4 protein-coding genes are annotated in these 4,277 nt (G+C 67.0%); 3 read left to right on the top strand and 1 reads right to left on the bottom strand.

The window, feature by feature from the left end:
* The 3 genes from LPZ50_RS22515 to LPZ50_RS22505 form a co-directional block, all read left to right on the top strand.
* Nucleotides 1-478 (top strand): sulfurtransferase (locus tag LPZ50_RS22515; protein WP_268903560.1); only part of this gene is annotated, 478 nt, incomplete at its 5' end.
* Between the two features lie 40 nt (nt 479-518).
* Nucleotides 519-2,810 carry a molybdopterin guanine dinucleotide-containing S/N-oxide reductase gene (locus tag LPZ50_RS22510; protein ID WP_230665058.1) on the top strand — a complete coding sequence of 764 codons (2,292 nt, stop codon included), beginning with the start codon at nt 519-521 and terminating at the stop codon, nt 2,808-2,810.
* A 29-nt stretch (nt 2,811-2,839) separates the two neighbouring features.
* The gene (locus LPZ50_RS22505) at nt 2,840-3,742 is read left to right on the top strand and encodes an MBL fold metallo-hydrolase (RefSeq protein ID WP_230665057.1); all 903 of its coding nucleotides are present in this window, start codon (nt 2,840-2,842) and stop codon (nt 3,740-3,742) included.
* On the opposite strand, the gene LPZ50_RS22500 is transcribed toward LPZ50_RS22505, so the two are convergent.
* The coding region (locus tag LPZ50_RS22500) for a TolC family protein (RefSeq protein WP_230665056.1) at nt 3,715-4,277 on the bottom strand (563 nt) is incomplete at its 5' end. The two genes, LPZ50_RS22505 and LPZ50_RS22500, sit on opposite strands and share 28 nt — an antisense overlap.

Below are 4,277 nucleotides of genomic sequence, written 5' to 3'. Positions count from 1 at the left end.
CGCCGGGCTGCCCCTGGCCGGCGGTTCCAGCCCGGCCGTGTCCCGGGGCGGCGGCGCAGCCCTGCTGCGCGAGCCGTTGGTGCAAGTGGTCCTGCACGATGCCGTGCGGGCCAACCTGGCAAGCGGCCGGCTTCTGGTTATCGATGCGCGGGCGCCCGACCGCTATCGTGGCGAGAATGAAACCCTGGATCCGGTGGGCGGCCATATTCCCGGCGCGCGCAACCGCCTGTTCCGCGATAACCTGGACGAGTCCGGGCGCTTCAAGGCGCCCGCCGAACTGCGGCAGGCCTTCGAGGCATTGGCCGGCGGGCATGCCCCAACCCAACTGGTGAGCCAGTGCGGGTCTGGCGTGACCGCCTGCCATAACTTGCTGGCCCTGGAGCTTGCCGGCCTGCCTGGCGCGGCCTTGTATCCGGGTTCCTGGAGCGAGTGGTGCAGCCAGCCCGGCGCCCCGATCGCGACAGGCCCGAATCCCTGACCTCCGGACTATGTCTATCCCGCCCGTACAATCCGCCGCCATGCGGCCACACAGCGCCCATTGGGGCGTATTCTCGGCCGCCTGGCGCGACGGTGCGCTCGCGGTGCGGCCGCACCCGGGCGACCCGGATCCCAACCCGCTGATCGACAATTTCACCAACGCTGTCAATCATCCTGCTCGGGTCACCACCCCGATGGTGCGGCGCGGCTGGTTGGCCGACGGGCCCGGGCCGGATGCGCGCCGCGGCCGCGATACCTTCGTGCCCATGGCCTGGGACGACGTCCTGGACCGGATCGCCGCCGAACTTGGACGCGTGCAGCAAGCCCATGGCGCGGAGGGGGTATTCGGCGGCTCGTACGGCTGGTCGAGCGCCGGCCGGTTCCACCACGCCCAGAGCCAGGTGCACCGTTTCCTGAATACGGTATTGGGTGGCTATGTGCGCTCGGTGAACAGCTACAGTGCCGGGGCCTCGGCTGTCATCTTGCCGCATGTGCTGGGCAGCATGGACGATGTGGCGCGCCGCAACGTCACGTGGGAGCAGATCGTCGCGCACACGGATATCGTGCTGTCCTTTGGCGGCATGGCCCTGAAGAATTCCCGGGTGGCGAGCGGCGGTATCAGCCGCCACATCGAACGCGAGTCGATGCGTATTGCCGCTGAACGGGGATGCCGGTTTTTCTCGATCAGCCCATTGCGCGGCGATATGCCGGAAGAGGCCCGTGCCACCTGGCTGGCAGCCGTGCCCGGCACCGATACGGCATTGATGCTGGGCCTGGCTTATGTGCTGGCGACGGAAAACCTGCATGACCGGCAATTCCTGGCCGATTGCTGTGATGGATGGGGCCGGTTCGAGAATTATCTGCTGGGGCGGGACGACGGCGTGCCCAAGACTCCCGCCTGGGCGGCGGCCATTTGCGGCGTGGCGGCCCGGCAGATCATCGACCTTGCGCGGTCCTTGCCCGGCAAGCGGGTACTGGTCACGGTGGCGCATTCCTTGCAGCGGGCCGAGCACGGCGAACAGCCGGTCTGGATGGGCGCGGTGCTGGCCGCCATGCTGGGACAGATCGGGCTGCCTGGCGGCGGCTACGCCTATGCGCTGGGCACGCTGGCCCATTATGGCAAGCGCAGCAACGCCGTGCCGGTGGGGGCCTTGCCCCAGGGCAGCAACAGCGTGCGGGCGTTCATTCCGGTGGCGCGCATCGCCGATATGTTGCTGAATCCGGGCGCCGAGTTCGATTACAACGGCAAGCGGCACGTGTATCCGGAGATCCGGCTGGCGTACTGGGCGGGCGGCAATCCCTTCCATCATCATCAGGATCTGGCCCGCCTGGCCAGCGCCTTCCGGCGGCTGGATACCTTCATCGTGCACGAGATCGGCTGGACCGCCACGGCGCGGCATGCCGATATCGTCCTGCCCTGCACCATGACACTGGAGCGCGAAGATATCGGCGCGGCGCAAACCGACCCGCTGATGGTGGCCATGCATCGCATCGTGGCGCCGCACGGCCAGGCACGCGATGACTACGATATTTTTGCCGACCTGGCCGAACGCATGGGCCAGCGCGAGGCGTTTACGGAAGGCCGCAGCAGCGCGCAATGGTTGCGGCATCTGTACGAACGAACCCGCAACGGGCTGCAGGAACAGGGCCTGGAAGCGCCGGATTTCGACACCTTCTGGAAGCGAGGCGAGATCGTGCTGCCGCAGCAGGACGACGACGGGGGAATCTTGCGTGCCTTTCGCGATGATCCCGCCGGCAGGCCCTTGCCCACTCCCAGCGGCAAGGTCCAGATTTATTCGCCCGCGGTGGCGGGTTTCGGTTATGCCGATTGCCCGGGGCATCCGGCCTGGCTGCCGCCGTCCGAGGCGCCCGATGTCCGGCACCCCCTGCACCTGATTGCCAACCAGCCCGCCACCCGGTTGCACAGCCAGTTCGATTTCGGCAGCCATAGCGCCGGCAACAAGCGCCGCGGGCGCGAGGTCTGCACATTGCATCCACGCGATGCCGCGGCTCGCGGCATTGCACAAGGCGATATCGTCCGCCTGTACAACGAGCGCGGCGCCTGTCTGGCCAGCGCGCACCTGAGCGAAGCCGTAATGCCAGGGGTGGCGCAACTGCCCACCGGCGCCTGGTTCGACCCGGCCGATCCCGCCGCGGACAGGCCCATGTGTGTACACGGCAACCCCAATGTCCTGACTCGTGATATAGGTACGTCTTCGCTGGCGCAAGGGTGCACAGGGCAACTGACGATCGTGCAGGCCGAACGCCATGACGGCCCCTTGCCGCCCATACAGGCCTTTGTGCCGCCAGGCGTGGGGGACGCAATACCGTGACGCAGGGGCGCATGCCCCAGGAGGCCTTCATGACCCATCCCGCGCAGGTCGAAGCCTTTTTCGACCAGGCAACACAAACCGTCACCTACCTGGTATCCGACCCCGCCACTCGGCAGGCGGCCATCATCGACCCTGTGCTCGACTATGACCATGCATCCGGAAGTGCGGGCACGGAGTCGGCCGACCAGATACTGGCCGCCGCGCGCGCACGCGGGCTGCAGATCGCCTGGGTGCTCGAAACCCATGTCCATGCCGACCATCTCAGCGCTGCGCCGTATGTCAAGCAGCGCACCGGTGCGCGGGTGGGCATAGGCGAGCATGTGCGCGCGGTGCAGCACGTGTTTCGGGCGGTGTTCAACCTGGATGCCGTCTCGGGCGACGGCAGCGAGTTCGACCAGTTGTTCCGGGACGGCGACAGGATCGACATTGGCGGGCTTGGGGTGGAAGTCATGCATACCCCCGGGCATACTCCGGCCTGTGTTTCCTACAAAATAGGCGATATGGTGTTCGTGGGCGACACGCTGTTCATGCCTGATTACGGCACGGCGCGCGCGGATTTCCCGGGCGGCAGCCCGCAGCAGCTATATCGGTCCATCCGGCGTTTGCTGAATCTGCCGGGCCATACGCGGCTTTATACCTGCCACGACTACAAGGCGCCGGGGCGCGACGTGTATGCCTGGGAAACGACCGTGGCCGAGCAATGCCTGCGCAACGTGCATGTGCACGCAGGCGTTGACGAGACCCGGTTCGTGGCCATGCGCCGGCAGCGCGACGCCACATTGTCCACGCCCAAGCTGATGCTGCCTTCCATCCAGGTCAATATCCGGGCCGGCCGCTGGCCGCAGGCCGAGGCCAACGGCGTGCATTATCTGAAGATTCCGTTGCAAAGCCTGGCGCAAGCGGCTCAGGATACATCGCCCCCCAGCGCCTGATACAAGCCCACCTGGTTCAGCAGGCGGTCCAGGGTGTTCTGGTCGCGCTCGATCTCGGCGGTGCGGCGTTGTTCCTGGGCGTCCAGCCAGAAACGCAGCGATACCGCGCCGCTGCGGTAGCGCACTTCGTACAGGTCTTCGGCCTGGCGGGCCGCATCCAGGGATTGTTCCAGCAGCCCGGCCTGTTCGGCGAACTGGGTGCGGGCCGACAGCGCGTTTTCGACATCCGCCATGGCCTGGTACAGCGCCTGGCGGAATTGCACCACGCGCAGTTCGTATTCGGTTTCCGAGACACGTATATTCAACTGCATCTGGTTCCAGTTCAGGAACGGCAATGTCAGCCCCGCGCCCAGGACGCCCACGGGGTTTTGCAGCAGATTGCCCAGCGCCGTGCTGGCGCTGCCCACGGAACCGGTCAGCATCAGCGGCGGGTAGAAGCTGGCGCGCGTGGCGTCGGTTTGGGCCAGGGCCTGGCGTAGCCGCAGCTCGGCCGCGCGCAGGTCGGGCCGCCGGCCCAGCAGGTCGGCCGGCACGC

Source organism: Bordetella petrii (assembly GCF_020991325.1).
Taxonomy (GTDB): domain Bacteria; phylum Pseudomonadota; class Gammaproteobacteria; order Burkholderiales; family Burkholderiaceae_B; genus Bordetella_A; species Bordetella_A petrii_E.
The sequence above is the reverse complement of the archived record's forward strand: the minus strand, read 5'-3'. Positions and strand labels throughout refer to the sequence as shown.

Bases quoted from the DNA above. Each gene is read 5' to 3' on its own strand.
- LPZ50_RS22510 (WP_230665058.1), top strand. From the start codon at position 519: ATGCGGCCACACAGCGCCCATTGGGGCGTATTCTCGGCCGCCTGGCGC.
- LPZ50_RS22505 (WP_230665057.1), top strand. From the start codon at position 2,840: ATGACCCATCCCGCGCAGGTCGAAGCCTTTTTCGACCAGGCAACACAA.